Origin of the sequence: Streptomyces paromomycinus, from assembly GCF_003865155.1 — a bacterium.
Classification (GTDB): Bacteria; Actinomycetota; Actinomycetes; order Streptomycetales; family Streptomycetaceae; genus Streptomyces; species Streptomyces chrestomyceticus.
Genome location: NZ_BHZD01000001.1, coordinates 1,740,700 through 1,759,431 on the forward strand (window position 1 = coordinate 1,740,700; position 18,732 = coordinate 1,759,431).

Consider the following 18,732-nt stretch of genomic DNA (forward strand, 5'->3'; position numbering starts at 1 on the left):
GCGATGCAGTTCGGCCGTACCTATGAGGAATTCACCGTCGGGGACGTCTACAAGCACTGGCCGGGAAAGACGGTCACGGAATACGACGACCACCTGTTCTGTCTGCTCACGATGAATCACCACCCGCTGCACATGGACAGCAACTACGCGGAGCGGGCCACCGACTTCGGCAAGAATGTCGTGGTCGGCAACTACATCTACTCGCTGTTGCTGGGGATGTCGGTGCCGGACGTGTCGGGCAAGGCGATCGCGAATCTGGAAATCGAGTCGCTGAAGCATGTGGCGCCGACTTTTCACGGGGACACGCTCTACGGCGAGACGACGGTGCTCGACAAGACGCCGTCGAGGTCCAAGAGCGACCGCGGGATCGTGTACGTGGAGACCAAGGGCTACAAGCAGGACGGCACTCTGGTGTGCGTCTTCCGGCGCAAGGTGATGGTGCCGACCGCCACGTACGTCAAGGAGCGTGGCGGGGAGCAGCCGGGCCGCCCCGAGCTGCGGGAACCGGCCCGTAAGGAGAAGTGAGATGAGCGGACGCCTCGCGCAGACCGAGGGCCTGACGGACATCCAGCGGGAAATCCTTTCGACGGTCCGTGACTTCGTCGACAAAGAGATTCTGCCGGTCGCGACCGAACTGGAGCACCGCGACGAGTACCCGACGCGGATAGTCGAGGGGCTGAAGGAACTCGGCGTCTTCGGGCTGATGATTCCCGAGGAGTACGGCGGCCTCGGCGAGTCGCTGCTGACGTACGCGCTGACGGTGGAGGAGATCGCCCGCGGCTGGATGAGCGTGTCGGGCATCATCAACACGCACTTCATCGTGGCGTACATGCTCAAGCAGCACGGTACGCAGGAGCAGAAGGACCATTTCCTGCCGAAGATGGCGGCGGGTGACATCCGTGGCGCCTTCTCGATGTCGGAGCCGGCGCTCGGCTCGGACGTCTCGGCCATCACGTCCAAAGGCGTGGCGGACGGCGGAGATTATGTACTGACCGGTCAGAAGATGTGGCTGACCAACGGCGGTTCGTCAACTCTCGTAGCGGTGCTGTGCCGTACGGAGGAGGGCCATCCGGAGGGCACCGCGCCGCACAAGTCGATGACCACCTTCCTCGTGGAGAAGGAGGCGGGCTTCGGTGAGGTCCGGCCGGGACTGACCATCCCCGGCAAGATCGACAAGATGGGCTACAAGGGGGTCGACACCACCGAGCTGATCATGGACGGGCTGCGCGTTCCCGCCGACCGGGTCCTCGGCGGGGAGACCGGGCGTGGCTTCTATCACATGATGGACGGCGTCGAGGTCGGCCGGGTGAACGTGGCCGCGCGGGGCTGCGGCGTCGCGCAGCGCGCCTTCGAGCTGGGCGTTTCGTACGCGCAGCAGCGGCACACCTTCGGAAAGCCGATCGCCCAGCACCAGGCGATCCAGTTCAAACTTGCCGAAATGGCCACAAAGGTGGAAGCGGCCCATGCGATGATGGTCAACGCCGCACGCAAGAAGGACTCCGGTCAGCGCAACGACCTGGAAGCGGGCATGGCCAAGTACCTGGCCTCCGAGTACTGCAAGGAGGTGGTGGAGGACGCGTTCCGCATCCACGGCGGCTACGGCTTCTCCAAGGAGTACGAGATCGAGCGCCTCTACCGGGAGGCACCGATGCTCCTCATCGGTGAAGGTACCGCCGAGATCCAGAAAATGATCATCGGCCGGCGACTGCTGGAGGAGTACCGAATCCAGGGGTGAACGCCCGATTTGGGGTGTTTTATTCAGGACGAAGATCACACCCCGCCCGCGCGCTTCGGCCACGGATTGGCGCTGGCTCTTGGCCAGTTGCCGCTCGCAACCGATACCATCCCGGGAAAGCCGCCGTCCCCCATTGCATATGCGGCATCCTCCGCTACGAAGGTCATCCATGCCCCACAGCCAATCCTCTGCACAACGCGGTCGTGTCCGCCTCGCGCGCGGAGCGTCGCCGTGGCTTCTGCCGACCGTCGCGACGGCAGCGGTCAGCCTGGCCCGTTCCCGTCGCTCGGGACGCTGGGCCGCCGCCGCCGTGCCCGCCACCGCCCTGGCGGCGGGCATGCTGTGGTTCTTCCGCGACCCTGAGCGGGAGATCGCTCAGGGCCGGGTCATCTCCCCGGCCGACGGCGTGGTGCAGAGCATCATGCCGTGGAAGGACGGGCGCACCCGCGTCGCGATCTTCATGAGCCCGCTGAACGTCCACGTCAACCGCGCGCCGCTGGCCGGCACGGTGACGTCCGTGGAGCACATCCCCGGCGGGTACGTCCCGGCGTTCAACAAGGAGAGCGAGAACAACGAGCGGGTCGTCTGGCACTTCGACACCGAGCTCGGCGACATCGAGATGGTGCAGATCGCCGGCGCCGTGGCCCGCCGTATCGTCCCTTACGTGCCCCAGGGCTCGAAGGTGGAGCAGGGCGAGCGCATCGGTCTGATCCGCTTCGGGTCCCGTGTCGACGTCTACCTCCCGGCGGGTGTCGAGGCCGCGGTCGAGGTCGGCCAGGCCACCACCGCGGGGGTGACACGCCTTGACCGTGATTGATCCCGACACACAGCCCGGCTGGGTCGCGGAGGTCGAGGAGGACGACGCGGCCGACGACATGCCGCTGTCGACGCGGTTGTCGATAGCGGACACGCTCACGCTCGGCAACGCGATCTGCGGCTTCATGGCCGTCTACTTCACCACCACCGGCGTCCTGATCCCGCACCTGACGGGCAACGAGGACGGCGGGATGGCCCGGCACAGCGCCGCCATGGCGGTGATCCTGATGCTGCTGGCCTCCATCTTCGACCTGTTCGACGGGCTCGTCGCGCGCAAGCTGCGCGCCTCGGCGATGGGGGCCGAGCTCGACAACCTCTCCGACCTGATCAGCTTCGGGCTGGCGCCGGCGTACTTCGTCGTCACCTGGGGCATGGTCGCCCCGGACTCGCACCAGCGGGTCTCGGTGGTCGCGGCGGTGGTGGTGCTGCTGGCGGTGATCCTGCGGCTGGCCCGGTTCTCCTGCGTGACGCTGCGTGACGGCATCTTCCAGGGGATGCCGAGCCCGTTCGGCGCGCTGACCGTCGTCGCGATCGTCCTGCTGGAGCTGCCCTTCGTGCCGACGCTGCTGGCGATCATCGGGGTGGCCTGGCTGATGGTGAGCCGGGTCGAGTACCCGAAGCCGCGGGGACGGCTGGCGGTGGCGATGCTCAGCTGGATCGTGCTGAGCATGGGGATGCTGGCGGCCTGGGCGCTGGACGCCCCCGGCGGCCAGATGCTGCTGCAGACCGGCTGCTCGCTCCAGATCGTGCTGGGCGCGATGATCCCGGTCTTCGCGACGGCCCGCCGCGTCAACACCTTCCGCGACAACCGACGCGAGGCGCGCAGCGCACAGATTCAGTAGCGGTGTCCGGTCCCCGGACCGGACAGGCCCCCGCCGAGCGCGACAGCTCGGCGGGGGCCTTTTGTCGTATCCGGGGGCACGCGCGCGCAGGGGGCGCGCTGTGCGGCCGCTGCGCCCCTCGGCGTGCTCCCCGGCCCGTACGGCAGCACGCCCTCCGGCCGTACGTCAGCGGGCCAGAACCGTACGTCGGAGCCTCCGGCCGTACGGTCGTGGCCTCCCGGCCGTACGGTCGTGGCCTCAGACCGTACGGCGGCGCCTCACAGCAGGAAGTCCCGTCCCAGCGCCTCCGCGGCCCGCTCCAGAAGCGGGCCCGCCTCGGCCATGCAGCGGGCCGGGTCCGGCTCCAGGTCGGTCAGCGGGTAGGCGCGGCGGATGCCGGCCCGGCCCAGGGCCTCCGGCGGCAGGGCCAGGCGGCCGCAGACCGCCGCCACCTCCAGGCCCGCCGCACGGGCCGCCGCCGCGACGCCCGCCGGGGCCTTGCCGTGCAGGGTCTGCTCGTCCAGCGACCCCTCGCCGGTGACGACGAAGGTGGCGCGGGCCAGCGCCGGGCCGAAGCCCAGCACCTCCAGCATGACGTCGATGCCCGGCCGGAAGGCGGCCCCCAGGCCGACCAGGGCCCCGTAACCGATACCGCCCGCCGCGCCCGCGCCGGGCGCGACGGCGTGCTCGGCGGCGCGCGGCCCCACCGCGGTCTCCAGGACCTTCGCGTAGTGGGCCAGGGCCGCGTCCAGCGCCGCGACGTCCTGCTCGCTCGCGCCCTTCTGCGGCCCGTAGACGGCGGGGGCGCCCTTGGGCCCGGTGAGCGGGTTGTCCACGTCGCTGGCGAGGACCACCTCCGTACGGGCGAGCCGTGGGTCCAGGCCCGAGAGGTCGGCGGTGGCCAGGTCGCGCAGCGGCCCGCCGCCCGGTGCGAGCGGTGTGCCCGCGGCGTCCAGGAAGCGGGCCCCGAGGGCGGCGAGCATGCCCGCGCCGCCGTCGGTCGTGGCGCTGCCGCCGACGCCGAAGACGATGGTGGAGGCGCCCGCGTCCAGCGCCGCGCGCAGCAGCTCGCCGGTGCCGTACGTGGTGGCCGTGAGCGGCGCGAAGCGGCCTTCCGGGAGGTGCTGGAGGCCGGACGCCTCGGCCATCTCGACCACGGCCGTGCCGTCCTCGTGGAGTGCGAAGGTGGCCGTCACCGGATCGCCGACGGGGCCGGTGACCCGGACCTCGTGCCGGGCGAAGCCCGCCGCCAGGGCGGCCGCGACCGTGCCGTCACCGCCGTCCGCGACCGGGACGGACTCGACCGCCAGGCCGGGGACGGCCCGGCGCAGTCCGGCGGTGACGTGCCGGGCGACCTCGGTGGCCGTGAGCGAGCCCTTGAATTTGTCCGCGGCGACCAGCACCCGCGGTGCCCGGTCCTGGTCTGCCGCCGGTGTCCTTGCTGCGTCCGCCACTGTCTCCCCTTGCTTTCGAACTGGCAGTCGCGCCGCTGCGACCTTATCCGGCACGGGCCGCGGCGAACAGGGAGCGGATGCCCCGGTCGGCGCGCCAACCCGGCGAAGCATCGTTTTTCCGGCCATAGTGGGACGCCATGAGCGTGCAGACGTCCGAGGAGCCGACGCCGAATTCCGTACCGGGAGACGCGGCGCACGATCCGCCGCCCGATCTGGTCCTGGTCGGTGCCGGGGTCGCCGCGGTGCTCGCGGTGGTGGCCTGGGCAGCGCTGGGCAAAAGGAATTTCGAATCGGTCACCGATTCCGCGCTGAATTGGGTGCTGGGCAATTTCGGCTGGCTGTTCGTGGTGGCCGCCGACGTCTTTCTCGTCCTGTGCTTCCTCATCGCCTTCAGCCGATTCGGCCGTATCCGGCTCGGCAAGGACGACGCGGAGCCGGAATTCGGCAATCTCGCGTGGATCGCGATGATGTTCAGCGCCGGCATGGGGATCGGCCTGATGTTCTACGGCGTGGGCGAACCGCTCCAGCACTACGTCACCCCGCCGCCCTCCAGCGGCGTCACCCCGCACACCGGCGCCGCGGCCCGTACCGCGCTGGAGTACTCGTTCTTCCACTGGACCCTGACCCCGTGGGCCATCTACGGCATCGTCGGCCTGGCGCTGGCCTACGCGGGCTTCCGCAAGGGCCGCAGCAACCGGCTCAGCTCCGCCTTCGTCCCGCTGATCGGCGAGCGGCGGGCCGGCGGGCGGCTGGGGCACCTGATCGACCTGCTGGCCGTCTTCGCGACCGTCTTCGGCACGGCCACCAGCCTGGGCCTCGGCGCCCTCCAGGTCAGCAAGGGCCTCCAGCACACCACGGGCACCTCGGACAGCACGGCGGTCCAGCTGATCATCATCGTCGCGCTGTCCGCCGCCTTCGTGGCGTCCGCCTTCTCCGGCCTGCACAAGGGCGTCAAGTGGCTGTCCACCCTGAACATCGTGCTGGCCGCGCTGCTGATGCTGTTCGTCTTCGTCCTCGGCCCGACGGTGTACGTCCTGGACAGCATCCCGGCGAGCGTCGGCGGTTACCTCAACGACCTGCTGCCGATGGCCTCGCGCACCGGCGCCTTCACCGACGCGAGCTGGCTCGGCACCTGGACGATCTTCTACTGGGCGTGGTGGCTGTCCTGGGCCCCGTTCGTCGGCACGTTCATCGCCCGTATCTCGCACGGGCGCACCGTCCGGGAGTTCCTGATCGGCGTCCTGCTGGTGCCCAGCGGCGCGACGATGATCTGGTTCTGCGTGATGGGCGGCAGCGCGATCCGGCTGGACGCCAGCGGCCTGGCCGACCTCGCGAGCAACGCGAAGGACGCGGAGGCGTCGCTGTTCGGGATGCTGGACGCGCTGCCGGCCGGGACCGTCACCTCCTGGGTGGCGATGATCCTGGTCATGACGTACTTCATCACCAGCGCCGACTCCGCGTCCCTGGTGATGGGCTCGCTCACCAGCCGGGGCGCGCTGCACCCGCGGACGTGGCTGGTGGTCACCTGGGGCATCCTGATGGCCGCGGTCGCCGCGGTGCTGCTGGTGGCCGGTGGGCTCGGCGCGCTCCAGACGGCGACGATCCTGGTCGCGCTGCCCTTCGTGTTCGTGATGCTGGCTCTGTGCTGGGCGCTGCTGAAGGAGCTGCGGGAGGACCCGGGCGCCGGTCCGGCGCGGCACCACGCGCTGCACGGGCTGCGCAACGCGGTGCGCGCCATCGTCGGCGAGACGATCACCGAGCAGGGTCCGACCCGGCATCCACGGCTGCGGCGGGCGGCGGACTCCAAGCGGACGGGGGACGACACGGGGCCGCCGGGACAGGGGCCGGCAGGGACGTAGGGCCGGGCACGGGGACGGGCGGGGGGGCTCACCCGTTCGAGTGGATTCGGCCGGGGAAGGCGTCCGGAGCCCGGGCCGGGGTGATGCTCCGGACAAGGGTGAGGCGGCCCGGATGAGGGGGTCTGGTGCGACGGCGCGACGTGATCGTGACCGCGACGGCGGCCGGTGCGGCGGCGCTGCTGCCCGCGGCGGCCGGCTCGCGCGGCCCGGGACCGTACACCGAGCGGTACCTCGGCCGGACGATCCGCATCGATGCCTCGCAGGGCCGCACCCGGGTGACGGTCGACGGCCGTGAGCTGCACCTGATGCGGATGGGCGAGGGTGCCTACCTCTCCCCGCTGTGCCACTACGGGTTCGACCGGACCCCGCTGGCGGCCGCGCGCCGCGCCGTACGGCGGCTGCGCGGCGCCCGGTTGCTGCCGGCCCCGCCGCCTCGCTCGTGGCCGGAGCCCGTCGTGCCGACCGGCCCCGTCGTCCCGGGCCGCCCGCACGTCCGCAAGAACCACCTGGCCCTGACCGCACAGGAGAGGCGCCGTTTCGTGCGGGCCGTCCTGGAGGCCAAGCGCAGCGGCGTGTACGACGCGCTGGTCGCCGTCCACGTCCGGGCGAATTCCCACGACTACATCCACCGGGACCACGGGTTGCGCACCGCGCACCTGACCCCTTCGCTGCTCCCCTGGCACCGGCAGTTCCTGCTGTACTTCGAACGGGCGCTGCGCGCGATCGACCCCGCCGTCACCCTGCCGTACTGGGACTGGACGAGCGACCGCGGCCGGGACTCGCCGCTGTGGGCCGACGACTTCATGGGCGGCGACGGGCGGCCCGGCGACCGGCAGGTGACCTCGGGCCCCTTCGCCCGGCGCAACGGCTGGCGGCTGCGGGTCAACGCCCGGCCCACCGGCCACGACGTGGAGTGGGCCAACGGCTACTACACCCAGGACGACCGGGACTTCCTCACCCGCGCGCTGCGCCCGTCCGGCGCCCTCTCCACGGCCCGTCAGCTGGAGGCGGCCCTCGCGCTGCCCGTCTACGACTGTCCTCCGTGGAACCACCTGAGCGGCGAGGAGCCGCCGTACCCCAGCTTCCGCAACCATCTGGAGGGCTACGCGAAGTTCCCGTGGGAGCGGGACTGGGGCAAACTGCACGGCTCCGCCCATGTCTTCGTCGGCGGCCACATGGAATTCCTCGCCTCGCCCAACGACCCGGTGTTCTTCCTCCACCACTGCTTCGTCGACAAGGTCTGGGCCGACTGGCAGCGCCGGAATCCCGGCGTCCCGCACTACCTCCCGCTGGAGCCCGCCGAGGACGTACCCGGCCTGCACACCCCGCTGTCCCCCTGGCACACGATGACGCCCGCCGACCTCCTCGACCACACCCCGTACTACCGCTACGACGCCTGAGGCACCGCGGCGGTCCGGCGCGACACCCCGCCAGGCCGCGCGGCGGGAGACCGCCGAGGAGATCGGACCGGACATCGAGCCGGGCCGGCTGCCGGCCGTCGACTGGGTACGCGGCACCGGCCACCACTGGTGTCGTGCCTCTACGACGGTGGTGTGCTGGACACGGACCAGTTGGCGGCCGCCCGTCTCCAGGAGACCGAGCTGCTGTCCTGGTCGCTGCTGACGTGGGAGGAGGCCGAACCGCGGCTGTCGCCGTCGATGGCGCTGCGGGTCCGGGCCGCGCTCGACGCGCTGGCGCGGGGCTGCGCGCCGGTGGAGCCGGAGGACGGGATCGCGCCCGCCACCCCTTGACCTCAAGCCCACTTAAAGTTGCATCGTCACCGTATGACGTTTCTCCCGGATTCCGCGGTCCGGCCCGGCCGCCTGGCCGTGGGCGTGGTGCTGCCCTCGCCCGCCGTGCGGCGGGAGCAGAAGCTCCCCCTCACCGAGGCGGCCCGGCACGCGGAACTGGCCGGGCTCGACCTCGTCGCGTACGGGGACCGGCCGGCGGCCGGCGCACCGGCCCTGGACACCGCGGTGGTGCTGGCGGCGGTGGCCGCGGCGACCGAGCGGATCACAGTCGTCAGCGCCCTGTACACGCCGGGGCTCCGGCCGCCGGCCCAGGCCGCCGAGCAGATCGCGAGCCTCCAGCAGGTCGCGGACGGGCGGCTGGTGCTGGGGGTGGGGACGGGCGGCGGCCGGGAGCGGTGGGCGGCCGCGGGTGTCCCGTACGAGGAGCGGGAGCGCCGGACCGACGCGGTGCTGCGGCTGCTGCCCCGCCTGCTCGCGGGCGAGCGGGTGCCGCCGCCGTACGGGCCCGGGTACCCGGTGGTGGAGCCGGAGTCCGCCGTGCCGATGCCGCCCGTCTGGATCGGTGGCACCTCGCGCGCCGCGGTGCGGCGGGCCGCCCTCCTGGGAGACGGCTGGTTTCCTTCCCTGGCATCGGCCGCCCAGGTGGCCGAGGGCGCCGTGCACCTGGCCGAACTCTCCGCCGCGCTCGGCCGCCCGGCCCCGGCCGTCATCGTCGGCACCACCGGCGTACTCGGTACGGAACCGGGCCTGCCCACCGGCGCGGACCTCGCAACGGACCTCGCCTCGGCCCACGGCGTCCCGCTCGAACGCTTCGCCGGCGTCCCCGTGACGGGCGGCGCCCGGGAGGCGGCGGAGCGCCTGCACCGATACTGCGGCGCGGGAGTCAGCCGTGTCCTGATGGAGATCGCGGGCGGCGACTGGCGCCGTCAGTTGGAGCTGTTGGCGGACGTACGGGACCTGTTGCGCTGACGGGCGCCCGGACGCCCCTGTCGTAGGCGGGGAAGCGGGCGTCCTAGGCTTCTGGTATGGAGAACGCAGCGGCTGCCGGGGCTCACGAGGACCACTGGACGAGGAGCGGCGCGGCCGCTCTGGCCGAGGTGCCCGGCGTCGTGGGCGTGACGCTCGGCGGCAGCCGGGCCCGGGGGACGCACCGGCCGGACTCCGACTGGGACTTGGGGGTCTACTACCGCGGTGAGGTCGGCCTCGCCGGCCTGGCGGACCTGGCCGCCGAGATCACCGGGACGCCGGTGGAGATCCACCCGCCGGGCGCGTGGGGCGCGTGGGTCGACGGCGGGGCGTGGCTGGTGATGCCGGACGGCACCCCCGTGGACTGGCTCCTGCGGGATACCGACCGGGTGGAACGGGTGTGGCGGGAGTGCCGGGCGGGCCGGTTCGAGATCGGCGCCCAGGTGGGGCACCCGCTGGGCTTCTGGTCCCCCGCGTACGCGGGCGAACTGGCGCTGTCCCGGGTACTGGCCGACCCCACCGGCGAGCTGGGCCGCCTCAAGGAGGAGATGCGGGAGTACCCGGAGCCGCTGCGCGCCGTGCTGACCGGTACGGCGGTCCGGGACGCCGGGTTCTCCGTGACCGTCGCGCGCAAGTCCCAGGCGTCCGGGGACACCCTGCACGTGGCCCTCTGCCTGGCGCGGGCGGTGGGCGACCTGACCCAGGCGCTGCACGCCCACCACCGGACCTGGTGCATCAACGAGAAAGGCGCGCTCGCCGCCGCGGCGGCGATGCCCGGCACGCCGCCCGGGTTCGCGGAGCGGGCGAGTGCTCTACTGGGTGAACTGGGCTGTAGCGCAGCGGAGTTGGGAAGGTCACTGGAGGCTGCGGAGTCGCTGGTCGCGGAGGTGCGCGCCGTGGTGGAGGGTGCCGCCTGAACACCCGCGCACCGGGAGGGCCGCACGCTCACTTCAGCCTTCAGCCTTCAGCCGAAGAGAGTCTGTTGGCCGCCCGGGTCCACGGCCGTCGGCTCCTCCCCGTTCCCGCTCCGCTCGAAGTCCAGCAGGCGGCGCTTGCGGTCGAGCCCGCCGCCGTAGCCCGTGAGGCTGCCGCTCGCCCCGATCACGCGGTGGCAGGGAATGATGATGCCGATCGGGTTCTTGCCGTTGGCGAGGCCCACCGCACGAGCGGCGGAAGGCCGGCCGAGGCGCGCCGCGAGCTGCCCGTACGAGAGCGTCCCGCCGTACGGAATGTCGCACAGAGCGGCCCAGACGCGGCGCTGGAACGGTGTCCCCCGGGGCGCGAGGGGCAGGTCGAAGGCGGTGAGCGCGCCGTCGAAGTAAGCGCGCAGCTGCCGTACGGCCGCCGCGAACGGCGGGGACTCCAGGTCCTCCGGCGGGCCGAAGGACTCCTGCGGCGGACGGTGGCGCTGGTCGGTCATGTAGAGGCCGGCGAGGGCTGCGCCTTCGGCCACCAGGGTCAGCGGGCCGTACGGGGTGTCGGTCAGGACGGCGTGGCAGCGCTCGCCGCCGGTACGGGCGGGCACGGGATCGGACATGGTCGCCTCAGTCGGTGGGGAGGTGGTTGATGGGGTGGTCGTCGGTGGCCCACAGATACTGGACCGCGTACGCGCGCCACGGGCGCCAGCGCGCCGAGTGCCGTACGAGCGCCGCCGGGGTCGCCGGCAGCCCGAGGTGGGCGGCGGCGCGGCGCAGGCCCAGGTCGGTGGGGGTGAAGGCGTCGGGGTCGCCGAGGGCGCGCATGGCGATGCACTCGACGGTCCAGGGGCCCACGCCGGGCAGCGCCGCGAGCTGCGCGCGGGCCCGGTCGCGGTCACTGCCGACGCCGAGCTGTACGGCGCCGTCGGCGAGGGCCGCGATCATGCCGGTGAGGGTGGCGCGCCGGGTACGCGGCATGGCGAGCGTCTCGGGGTCCAGTCCGGCCAGCCCGGCGGCGGAGGGAAACAGGTGGGTCAGGCCGCCCGCCGGGTCGTCGATCTTCTGTCCGTGCGCGGTGACCAGCCGGCCCGCGTGCGTACGGGCCGCGGCGGTGGACACCTGCTGGCCCAGGACGGCCCGTACCGCGAACTCGTCCGCGTCCGCGGTGCGCGGCACCCGCCGCCCCGGCGCCTTGCGGACGAGCGGCGCCAGGACGGGGTCCTCGGCCAGCAGCCCGTCGACCGCCTCCGGGTCGGCGTCCAGGTCGAGCATCCGGCGGCAGCGGGCGATGGCCCCGGCGAGGTCGCGCAGGTCGGTGAGGGACAGTCGGCAGTCGATGTGGTCAGGGCGCGGGGACAGGGCGACGATGCCGTGCCCGTACGGGAGGGCGAGCGTGCGCCGGTACGCGCCGTCCCGCCACTCCTCGACGCCGGGTACGGCGGTCGCGGCCAGGTGGCCGAAGAGGTTGTCGGGGCAGAGCGGCTGCCGGAAGGGCAGCCGCAGGGCGAGCGCGCCGGGCAACGCGGCAGCGGCGCCCGGGCGGGCACGGCGCCGCAGCTCGGTGGGGGCGAGCGCGAACACCTCCCGTACGGTGTCGTTGAAGGTGCGGATGCTGGCGAACCCGGCGGCGAACGCCACGTCGGCCATGGGCAGTTCGGTGGTCTCCACGAGCAGCCGCGCGGTCTGGGCGCGCTGCGCGCGGGCCAGGGCGAGCGGCCCGGCGCCCAGCTCGGCGAGCAGTTGCCGTTCGACCTGGCGGGTGCTGTAGCCGAGCCGGGCGGCCAGACCGGGTACGCCCTCCCGGTCGACGACACCGTCGGCGATCAGCCGCATGGCGCGCGCCACGAGGTCGGCGCGCTCGTCCCACTGGGGCGAGCCGGGGCTGGCGTCCGGGCGGCACCGTTTGCAGGCGCGGTAGCCGGCCTGCTGAGCGGCTGCGGCGCTCGGGTAGAAGGTCATGTTCTCGGGCTTGGGCGGCACCACCGGGCAGCTGGGACGGCAGTAGATACGTGTGGTGCGCACCGCCGTGTAGAACCAGCCGTCGAACCTGGCGTCCTTGGACTGCACGGCGCGCAGACAGCGCTCGAAGTCGGTGTGCATGCCTCCAGGATCCGGCAGCCGTACCGGTTGGGCTGGCGGTTTTCCGACATCAGCGTCCGGTGACCAGTCCGGGCGCCGACGACCTGCCGGGTGGCATACGGCACCCGCCGGCGATTTGCGCCGGGCCGGGGGCGGTGTGCGAGAGTTGACCACCCGGTCGGCCGGGCGCGCACGGGTGCGCAGCCGCTGCCGGGACCCCCTACTTCAGACGAACGGTTCCGGCCGCGCCGCCAGCGTGTCCGGAGTCGTTCCCATCCCTACGTCCTTCTCAGAGAGTGATGCAGGCAACGACTCTTCTCCCCCGGACCGAGGACCTGTTCACCCAGGGCCTGGAGCTCCAGGAGGGCGCCGCCCTCCTGCGTTTCGGCGCCGCCCGGCAGCGGCCCGCCGACCGGAGCAGTTGGTGCAACAGCGGCGCTGTCGCCTGGCTCGACGCCCCTCGCGGGCACGTGTGGAGCGTCGGCGAGGCGGATGCCGCCGCCGGTCTCGTGCTGCGTGCCGCGCAGGGTTTTCCCGACCAGGTACGGGAGTTCACCGGGCCGCGCGGCACCGAGACGCTGGTCGCCCGCCATCTGGCGGTGACCGACGTGGTCGAGTGGATCTTCCGCTGGACGCTGGAGGAACCGGCCGTCCACCCGGCGGAGGACCGGGTGGTCACGCTCGACGAGAGCCATCACGACGAGCTGCTCGCCTTCCTCAACGAGCACAGTCCGGCCCACTCCACCGGCCCCGGCTCCACGGACGTCAGCCTCTGGGCCGGTATCCGCGGCGCGGACGGGCGGCTGGTGGCGTGCGGCGCGATGAGCAGCCTGCGGGACAGCGGCGCGCCGCTGATGGCGTCCGTCGCGACCGACGCCGCGCAGCGCGGCCAGGGCCTCGGCGCCGCGCTGACCTCGTGGCTGACCCGGCACACCGTACGGCGGCACGGGTTCTGCACACTGTGGCAGCTGGCCGAGAACGCGCCCGCCGAACGGCTCTACGACCGGCTCGGCTACCGCAACGAGGACCCCTGCGTGTCCGCGCGGATCGTCTCGGCCTGAGCGGCGGGCGGCGGGCGGTTCCGTAGGGCCTGGGCTGCGGGCCGTACGGCACCGGCCGGCGGGTCCGCCCCGAGCGGTTCCCGGCGGGCGCCGGGGTCAGCCCACCCGCGCCGCGAACGCCGCGTACGCCCGCTCGTCGAAGAGCACGAAGCGCACCTCCTCGACGGCCGTCTCCGTGGCCCGCACCGTCTCGACGGCGATGCGGGCCGCGTCGTCCAGGGGCCAGCGGTAGATTCCGGCGGAGACCGCGGGGAAGGCGACGGTACGGGCGCCCAGCTCGTCCGCGACCCGCAGGGACTCGCGGTAGCAGGAGGCGAGCAGGTCCGAGCGGTCCTCGGACTTCGCCCAGACAGGGCCGACGGTGTGGATCACCCAGCGGGCCGGCAGCCGGCCCGCCGTGGTCGCCACGGCCTGCCCGGTGGCCAGCCCCTTGCCGTAGTGCGAGGCGCGCAGGGCGCGGCACTCGGCCAGGATCTCGGGGCCGCCGCGCCGGTGGATCGCGCCGTCCACTCCCCCGCCGCCCAGCAGCGAGGAGTTGGCGGCGTTCACGACGGCGTCGACCCGCTGCTCGGTGATGTCGCCCGCGACGAGCGTGAGGGCGGGCGGGTGAGGTGAGAGTGCGGTCATACGGCCATCATGGCCCGGCGTGCGGCCCGCAGTACGCACATCACGGCCCGCTGCCGCCGTCGGCGGACGCGCCCGCGGTCCCGCCGGGCGGCCAGGTGATCTCGAAGTACCTCACCCGCTCGTCCTCCCCCACCGGCCGCATCCCGGCGGCGGCCATGACGTGCTGGGAGGCGGCGTTGCCGAGGTCGGCGTCGCCCTTGACCCGGGTGATGCCGCGTTCCCTGGCGAGGCGTAGCAGCCCGCGCAGCGCCTCGGCCGCGTAGCCCCGGCCGCGCGCCGCGGGAACCAGTCCGTAGCCGATCGTCACGGTGCCGTCCGCGTCGGGCGGCCGGTGGAAGCCGAGGCTGCCGATGGCCAGCCCGTCCGCCCGGCGGCGTATCTCGTAGTCCCCGAACGGCTGCGGGTCGCCGGTGGCCGCGCAGTGGCCCAGGAAATCGGTGGCGGACTCCACGTCCCCGTCGGTCGGATAGCCGGGCGCCCACCGCTCCCCGGCCGCCGGGGCGCGCGTCACCAGCCGCTCCGCCTCGGCGGCGGTCAGCGGGTGGAGCACCAGCCGCGCTGTCTGAAGATCGCTCATGACAGGGGGTTACCACGCGCGGTGAGCGGGGCGCACGGGAATTTCCGGCCCGGCCGCCCGTCGGAGCCGGCGGTCGCCCGCCGGTCCCGTGGCCGCCCGCCGGTCCCGTGGCCGCCCGCCCGAGCTGCGGCCGTCCGTCGGAGCTGCGGCCGCCCGTCGGAGCCGCGGCCGCCCGTACCGTCAGCGGGCCGCCGTGAGGTAGCCGGTGATCATGGTGACGAGCTCGTCCTCCAGCCGGGCGGAGTCGACCGGGTCCGGCGCGGCGAGGAGCTGGTGGACGACGAGTTCGATGGTGCTCACCGCGAGCCGGGTGGCGGTGTACGTGTCCGCGACCCGGACCTCCGGGTGCCCGGCGAACAGCGCGTGGGCGTAGGCGATCCGCTCCCGCCCGTGCCGGGCGATCTTGTCGAGCAGCTCCGGGGACCGGGGCCCCTGCTCGGCCATGACGCGCAGCAGCTGGGGGTCGTCGCGGTGGTTGCCGATCGAGGTGCGCACGAAGAGCCGGATGATCTCTTCGAGGGACTCGGGAGCCTCGCCGTCCTGGTGGCGGCCGGCGGCGGCTATCCCGGCGTCGAGGTGCCGGGTCAGCAGCTCCACCAGGATCGCGTCCTTGTTCGGGTAGTACTGGTACAGCGAGCCGATCGACACCCGCGCCCGTGCGGCGATGCGGTTGGTGGTCCCCGCGGCGTAGCCGTACTCGGCGAAAACGTGAGCAGCGGCGGTGAGGATGCGCTGCCGGGTGGCTTCGGCGCGGGCCTGACGTGGCTGTTTACGTGGCTGAAGGCCGCGTCGGTCCGTGGTCATGGCACCTCCTGGGCCACCTGCGAATGCGAGTAGCAAAGACCTGAGCAATTGCTCACAATGGTGCCATGAGCTGCGGCGGAGCGGTTGCCGCCGGAGCTGCCGCGGAGCGCGAGGGGGTCGGGAGCGCCGGTGCCGTCCGCGCCCGTCCACCGTGCCGCCCTCCCGGAAGGAGCCCTCATGACGACGCACGTCCGCACCCGCCCACGGCGGCTGTCCCTGGACGAGGTCCGCGCCCTGATCGGTGAACCCGAACCGATGCTGGAGAACAAGAAGATCGACCACATCGACCGGTTCGCCCGCATGTTCATCGCGCACTCCCCCTTCATGTCGCTGGCCACCGCGGACGCGGCCGGACGGGCCGACTGCTCACCGCGCGGCGACTACCCCGGCTTCGTGAAGGTCCTCGACGAGAACCTGCTCGCGATACCCGACCGTCCGGGCAACCGGATCGCCGACTCGCTGTGCAACATCGTGGAGAACCCCGAGGTGGGGATGCTCTTCCTGGTTCCCGGGATGCGGGAGACGCTGCGGGTCAACGGCCGGGCCTACCCCACCGACGAGCCCGACGTGCTGGTCCGGATGCGTACCGAGGCCAAGGCGCCGGCCCTGGCGATCGTCGTCGAGGTGACCGAGGCGTACTTCCACTGCGGCCGCGCGCTCCTGCGCTCTCGGATGTGGGACCCGGCGAGCCAGGCCCTCGCCGACGAACTGCCGACGGCCGGTGAGATCGCCGCCGCCCAGTTCGGGGGCGACATCGCCCCGGAGCAGTTCGAAGCCGTCCTCGAAGCGTCCTACCGCAAGCTCTTCTGACCGTGCCGGAAAGGGAATCATCCATGCAGCGGACCCTCCTCGACCGTATCGACCCGGTCGCCGAGGACGTCGTCTCCCTCGTCCTGCGCGGCGCCGACGGCCCGCTGGCGCCCTGGGAGCCGGGCGCCCATGTCGACGTGGCCCTGCCGAACTGGCTGACCCGGCAGTACTCCCTGTGCGGCGACCCCGCCGACCGCGAGACCTACCGCGTCGCCGTACGGTACGACCCGCTCAGCCGCGGCGGCTCCGAGTACATCCACCGTTTCCTGCGCCGGGGCCGTCCGCTCGACGTGTCGCTGCCGCGCAACAACTTCCCCCTCGATCCCGCGCCGGGCTATCTCTTCCTCGCCGGCGGGATCGGCATCACCCCCGTCCTGCCGATGCTGCGGGCGGCGACCGCGGCAGGGCTGCCCGCCTCCCTCGTGTACGCGGGCCGGGCGGCCGCCACCATGCCCTTCGCCGAGGAACTGCGCGCGGCCTACGGGGACGCCGTACGCATCGTCACCACACAGCAGCACGGCAGGCCGGACTTCGCCGCGCTGGCGGCCGAGCCGGCACCCGGCACCCTGGTCTACTGCTGCGGGCCGGCCTCCATGCTCACGGCGGTGGAGGCCGCCTTCCCCGCCGAGCAGCTGCGCACGGAGCGCTTCCAGCCGGCGCCCAAGGTGTTCGCTCCCGACCAGGCGTTCGAGGTCGCGTGCGCCCGGTCGGGGCGGACGGTCCAGGTGGACGCCGACGATTCGCTGCTGAACGCCCTCCAGCAGGCCGGGGTCCCGGTGTCGTCGGGGTGCCGCGAAGGCGTCTGCGGGAGCTGCGAGATCACCGTCCTGGAAGGGGAGGTCGAGCACCGGGACGACGTCGGCGCCGACGAGGGCCGGATGTTCGCCTGCGTCTCCCGCGCGCTCGGCCCGCGGCTGGTGCTGGACCTCTGAGCCGTACGACGGACGCAGGTCCGCCGGGGCCGGACCGCGGCACGGTCCGGCCCCGGCGGGCTCTTCGTCAGCGGGTCGGCCGCAGCCGGGACCAGACCGCCCGGGCGGCGTGGTGGCCGGACATTCCGTGGACACCGGGGCCCGGCGGGGCGGACTGGGAGCACAGGAAGACCGCCGGGTGGGCGGTGGTGTACGGGACGCGCGCGAGCTTGGGGCGGATCACCAGGCCCAGGCCGGCGGCGGAGCCCGCGCAGATGTCCCCGCCGACGTAGTTCGCGTTGCGGGCGGCCAGCTGGGGCGGCCCGGCGACGGCGCGGGCCAGGACCAGGTCGCGGAACCCGGGCGCGAAGCGCTCCAGTTGGCGTTCGACCGCGTCCGTGGCGTCGCCCTCCCAGCCGTGCGGGACGTGTCCGTACACCCAGAAGGTGTGCTTGCCCTCGGGGGCCCGGGTGGGGTCGGTCAGGCTGGGCTGCGAGGTGATCAGGAACGGTACGGACGGGGCGCGGCCGTCGGCGGCGGCGCGCAGCGCGGTGCCGATCTCGCCGCTGGTGGGGCCGAGGTGCACGGTGCCCGCCCGGCGGGCCGCGGCGGAGGTCCACGGCACCGGGCCGGACAGCGCGTAGTCGATCTTGAAGACGCCGGGGCCGTACCGCACGCCGCGGTAGGCGTTGCCGAGCCCGGCGATCCGGGCCAGGGCGGTCGGCGAGGTGTCGAAGACGTACGCGCGGGCCGGGGGCAGGTCGTCCAGCCGCTTGACCTCGTACCCCGTGTGCACCGCGCCGCCGTGCAGGCGCAGCAGCGCGGCCAGCGCGTCGGGGATGGCCTGGGAGCCGCCGCGCGGGATCGGCCAGCCGCCCGCGTGCGCGGCCAGCGCGAACATGATCGCGGCGCCGCCGGTGCCGGGACTGCTGAGGGGCGCGATGACGTGGGCGGCGAGGCCGGCGAACAGGCCGCGCGCCTTCTGGTCCCGAAAGCGCCGGTTGAGCAGCGCGGCCGGCTGGGCCGCGGCCAGGCCGAACCGGGCGTACGTCACCGGGTCGCGCGGCAGGCCGAGCCACTGGGTGCGCAGGAAGTCCGCGGCGAGGGTGTCCCACTTGCCGATGAAGGGCGCGAGCAGGCGGCGGTACGTCCCGGCGTCGTGCACGCCCAGGGACATCGCCGTCTCGCCGACGGAGCGGGCCAGCACCGCGGCCGTACCGTCGGGAAAGGGGTGCGCCAGCGGGAGGTCGGGGTGCAGCCACTGAAGGCCGTACCGCTCCAGGTCCATGGCCGCGAAGGCGGGCGAGCCCGCGGCGAGCGGATGCACCGCCGAGCAGGGGTCGTGCCGGAAACCGGGGAGGGTCAGCTCCTCCGTGCGGGCGCCGCCGCCGATGGTGTCCTGGGCCTCGAAGACCTCCACGGACATGCCGCGGCGGGCCAGTTCGACGGCCGCGGTCAGCCCGTTGGGGCCCGCCCCGATCACCACGGCATCGAGCATCGTCGGCACCTGCGCCACTCCCCTCGTCAGCGACCCTCGCCGTCGA

18 protein-coding genes and 1 pseudogene are annotated in these 18,732 nt (G+C 73.2%); 12 read left to right on the forward strand and 7 right to left on the reverse strand.

Going from position 1 to position 18,732, the window contains the following annotated elements; all coding sequences use genetic code 11:
* The first annotated feature begins 3 nt into the window (after window positions 1–3).
* The 4 genes from OEIGOIKO_RS06660 to pssA all read left to right on the forward strand — a co-directional run bounded on the left by OEIGOIKO_RS06660 (window position 4) and on the right by pssA (window position 3,393).
* Window positions 4–525 carry a MaoC family dehydratase gene (locus OEIGOIKO_RS06660; protein WP_125058514.1) on the forward strand — a complete coding sequence of 174 codons (522 nt, stop codon included), beginning with the start codon at window positions 4–6 and terminating at the stop codon, window positions 523–525.
* A gap of 1 nt (window position 526) precedes the next feature.
* Window positions 527–1,735, forward strand: a complete 1,209-nt coding sequence (locus tag OEIGOIKO_RS06665; protein ID WP_125052763.1) for an acyl-CoA dehydrogenase family protein — start codon at window positions 527–529, stop codon at window positions 1,733–1,735.
* A gap of 169 nt (window positions 1,736–1,904) precedes the next feature.
* On the forward strand, window positions 1,905–2,552 hold the full coding sequence (locus tag OEIGOIKO_RS06670; protein WP_030020415.1) for a phosphatidylserine decarboxylase: 648 nt from the start codon (window positions 1,905–1,907) through the stop codon (window positions 2,550–2,552).
* Window positions 2,539–3,393, forward strand: coding sequence for a CDP-diacylglycerol--serine O-phosphatidyltransferase (gene pssA / locus OEIGOIKO_RS06675; RefSeq protein WP_174857133.1), 855 nt, complete (start codon window positions 2,539–2,541; stop codon window positions 3,391–3,393). Before OEIGOIKO_RS06670 ends, pssA begins: the two co-directional genes overlap by 14 nt.
* A gap of 257 nt (window positions 3,394–3,650) precedes the next feature.
* Here the strand turns inward: pssA and OEIGOIKO_RS06680 are convergent, their stop codons facing one another.
* Window positions 3,651–4,775, reverse strand: coding sequence for a glycerate kinase (locus tag OEIGOIKO_RS06680; protein WP_125058516.1), 1,125 nt, complete (start codon window positions 4,773–4,775; stop codon window positions 3,651–3,653).
* Between the two features lie 188 nt (window positions 4,776–4,963).
* On the opposite strand from OEIGOIKO_RS06680, the gene OEIGOIKO_RS06685 reads away from it, so the two are divergent.
* From OEIGOIKO_RS06685 to OEIGOIKO_RS06705, 5 genes and pseudogenes are all read left to right on the forward strand, one after another.
* Window positions 4,964–6,685: a BCCT family transporter gene (locus tag OEIGOIKO_RS06685; protein ID WP_125052769.1), complete on the forward strand. Its 1,722-nt coding sequence runs from the start codon at window positions 4,964–4,966 to the stop codon at window positions 6,683–6,685.
* A 125-nt stretch (window positions 6,686–6,810) separates the two neighbouring features.
* Window positions 6,811–8,085: a tyrosinase family oxidase copper chaperone gene (locus OEIGOIKO_RS06690; RefSeq protein WP_371858891.1), complete on the forward strand. Its 1,275-nt coding sequence runs from the start codon at window positions 6,811–6,813 to the stop codon at window positions 8,083–8,085.
* 13 nt (window positions 8,086–8,098) lie between these two features.
* Window positions 8,099–8,436 (forward strand): annotated as a pseudogene (locus OEIGOIKO_RS42525) (NUDIX domain-containing protein); the annotation flags it as partial.
* Between the two features lie 33 nt (window positions 8,437–8,469).
* Window positions 8,470–9,405, forward strand: coding sequence for an LLM class flavin-dependent oxidoreductase (locus OEIGOIKO_RS06700; RefSeq protein ID WP_125052772.1), 936 nt, complete (start codon window positions 8,470–8,472; stop codon window positions 9,403–9,405).
* Between the two features lie 56 nt (window positions 9,406–9,461).
* Window positions 9,462–10,319, forward strand: coding sequence for a nucleotidyltransferase domain-containing protein (locus OEIGOIKO_RS06705; RefSeq protein WP_125052773.1), 858 nt, complete (start codon window positions 9,462–9,464; stop codon window positions 10,317–10,319).
* A gap of 47 nt (window positions 10,320–10,366) precedes the next feature.
* Here OEIGOIKO_RS06705 and OEIGOIKO_RS06710 read toward each other — a convergent pair whose 3' ends face one another.
* Window positions 10,367–10,939: a methylated-DNA--[protein]-cysteine S-methyltransferase gene (locus OEIGOIKO_RS06710; RefSeq protein WP_125052775.1), complete on the reverse strand. Its 573-nt coding sequence runs from the start codon at window positions 10,937–10,939 to the stop codon at window positions 10,367–10,369.
* Between the two features lie 7 nt (window positions 10,940–10,946).
* Complete coding sequence (locus tag OEIGOIKO_RS06715; RefSeq protein WP_125052777.1) at window positions 10,947–12,419, reverse strand: DNA-3-methyladenine glycosylase 2; 1,473 nt, start codon at window positions 12,417–12,419, stop codon at window positions 10,947–10,949.
* 278 nt (window positions 12,420–12,697) lie between these two features.
* On the opposite strand from OEIGOIKO_RS06715, the gene OEIGOIKO_RS06720 reads away from it, so the two are divergent.
* Window positions 12,698–13,459, forward strand: a complete 762-nt coding sequence (locus OEIGOIKO_RS06720; RefSeq protein ID WP_125052779.1) for a GNAT family N-acetyltransferase — start codon at window positions 12,698–12,700, stop codon at window positions 13,457–13,459.
* Between the two features lie 96 nt (window positions 13,460–13,555).
* On the opposite strand, the gene OEIGOIKO_RS06725 is transcribed toward OEIGOIKO_RS06720, so the two are convergent.
* The 3 genes from OEIGOIKO_RS06725 to OEIGOIKO_RS06735 all read right to left on the reverse strand — a co-directional run bounded on the left by OEIGOIKO_RS06725 (window position 13,556) and on the right by OEIGOIKO_RS06735 (window position 15,467).
* Window positions 13,556–14,086 carry an O-acetyl-ADP-ribose deacetylase gene (locus tag OEIGOIKO_RS06725; protein ID WP_125052780.1) on the reverse strand — a complete coding sequence of 177 codons (531 nt, stop codon included), beginning with the start codon at window positions 14,084–14,086 and terminating at the stop codon, window positions 13,556–13,558.
* A gap of 40 nt (window positions 14,087–14,126) precedes the next feature.
* Window positions 14,127–14,663, reverse strand: coding sequence for a GNAT family N-acetyltransferase (locus OEIGOIKO_RS06730; RefSeq protein WP_125052782.1), 537 nt, complete (start codon window positions 14,661–14,663; stop codon window positions 14,127–14,129).
* 180 nt (window positions 14,664–14,843) lie between these two features.
* The gene (locus OEIGOIKO_RS06735; protein WP_125052784.1) at window positions 14,844–15,467 is read right to left on the reverse strand and encodes a TetR/AcrR family transcriptional regulator; all 624 of its coding nucleotides are present in this window, start codon (window positions 15,465–15,467) and stop codon (window positions 14,844–14,846) included.
* 177 nt (window positions 15,468–15,644) lie between these two features.
* On the opposite strand from OEIGOIKO_RS06735, the gene OEIGOIKO_RS06740 reads away from it, so the two are divergent.
* Both OEIGOIKO_RS06740 and OEIGOIKO_RS06745 read left to right on the forward strand, forming a co-directional pair.
* Window positions 15,645–16,277, forward strand: a complete 633-nt coding sequence (locus OEIGOIKO_RS06740) for an MSMEG_1061 family FMN-dependent PPOX-type flavoprotein (RefSeq protein WP_125052786.1) — start codon at window positions 15,645–15,647, stop codon at window positions 16,275–16,277.
* 23 nt (window positions 16,278–16,300) lie between these two features.
* Window positions 16,301–17,209 (forward strand): PDR/VanB family oxidoreductase, encoded by a 909-nt coding sequence (locus OEIGOIKO_RS06745; protein ID WP_125052788.1) that lies wholly within the window; start codon window positions 16,301–16,303, stop codon window positions 17,207–17,209.
* A 67-nt stretch (window positions 17,210–17,276) separates the two neighbouring features.
* On the opposite strand, the gene OEIGOIKO_RS06750 is transcribed toward OEIGOIKO_RS06745, so the two are convergent.
* The gene (locus OEIGOIKO_RS06750; RefSeq protein ID WP_125052790.1) at window positions 17,277–18,695 is read right to left on the reverse strand and encodes a phytoene desaturase family protein; all 1,419 of its coding nucleotides are present in this window, start codon (window positions 18,693–18,695) and stop codon (window positions 17,277–17,279) included.
* Window positions 18,696–18,732: the final 37 nt, after the last annotated feature.